Source organism: Nocardioides sp. Z43_10 (assembly GCF_059766615.1).
The window spans coordinates 1-1,422 of record NZ_JCBAJY010000023.1 but is presented as its reverse complement, the minus strand read 5'-3'; the positions used below and the strand labels follow the sequence as shown (position 1 = coordinate 1,422).

Annotated in this window: 1 protein-coding gene; it reads right to left on the bottom strand. The window is 67.4% G+C overall.

The window, feature by feature from the left end; translation table 11 throughout:
• Nucleotides 1-15: 15 nt before the first annotated feature.
• Complete coding sequence (locus AC6EI4_RS19745; protein ID WP_498452521.1) at nucleotides 16-1,194, bottom strand: IS110 family RNA-guided transposase; 1,179 nt, start codon at nucleotides 1,192-1,194, stop codon at nucleotides 16-18.
• Nucleotides 1,195-1,422 lie beyond the last annotated feature (228 nt).

Genomic DNA, 1,422 nt, shown 5'->3' with positions numbered 1-1,422 from the left:
GGCTCCCTTCTGTTGTCAACCGGTCCGGCGTAGCGTCTTGTCCGCGGGTCCGGGAAGTGGCTGATCCGAAGTGTCGATGAGCAGGGGAAGGTCGACCGCGCTGGATTTTTGAGACGCCCTGCAGTGCCCTCCCGGACCCGTGCCAACGGCCTTCACGGCGGCGCGTTGAGCGTCCTCGAGGAGTTGGCGGTAGATCGCATCTGAGATCCTGCGCTTGAGGCAGCGGATCGCCTCGAGGGGCTTCTTGCCCTCGGCTCGCTTGCGTCGGTAGTAGGCGCGGCCGTCGGTGTCGAGGCGGATCTGGCTGATCGCGGCGATGTGGATCATGTGGTTCATCCGCCGGTTCCCGGCACGTGAGAGACGGTGTCGGTTCTGCTCACCAGAGGAGGCGTCGAGGGGTGCGGTGCCCGTCCAGGACGCGAAGCGGTTGCGGTCGGCGAAGCGGGTCACGTCACCGACGTCGGCCAGGACACGGGCTGCCACGACGGGGCCAACACCATGAAGGTCCATCAGCTGGGAGCCTCGGGCCAAGACGATCGACTTCAGTTCGGCGGTGGCCTTCTTGATCTTGGCCTCGACCGAGACGAGCTCGGCAAGCTCCTCGGCCGCGATCCGGCGTCGGGTCTTCCCGGCGATGTCGCGCGGCCTCACGCTGGCCAGCATCGTTTTGGCCTGACCCGTGGTGAGGTCGCGTTTCGCCTGCCCTGGCAGGAGTTCAGCGAGCAGTGCCTGGAGCCGGTCGACGGTCTGGACCCGGCGCCGGGTGAGTGCTTCACGGCGGTCGGTGAGCATCCGCAGTGCCTCCAGTTCACCGTCGAGCTGCAGCACCCGCAGGGTCGTGGTGCGCACGGCAACAGCAGCGACTGCGTGCGCGTCGTGGGCGTCGGTCTTGCGGTTGTGCCCGGTGTCGAACAGTCGCACTCGGGCGGCGAGCTTCGCGGGCACGTCGACCACGTACTCGCCGTCTTCGAGGAGTCGTTGCGCGAGCGGTCGCCCGGCGCCGTTGCTGCCTTCGACCGCCCAGACCCGGCCCGGCCACTTCCTGGCGTAGGACCGCATCGCGGCGTAGCCGGCTCGGTCGGTGGTGAATCGACCTGCTCCGAGCATCTGCTCGCGCTGATCGACGACCTCGATCGTGGCCGACAACTTGTGGGGGTCTACCCCGATGATGACCTGCTCGACCGTCTGACTCATGTGCTGCTCCCGCCTCTTCGATCCGATGTGGACGGCGAGGTGGGCATTGCTACTACGAGCAGGGCAGTCCCTTCTTGAGCCACGCCTCGTCACGGTGACCGGCGGGCCGCAGACCGATAGCGAGCCACACCAGAACAGCCGGTGGGCAGCCGCATAGAGAGCTGCCCGCCGATCACCTGGACCGAGTCTGGCCGGACGCCGGTCCTACGGGAATCGTCTAGTAGCCGC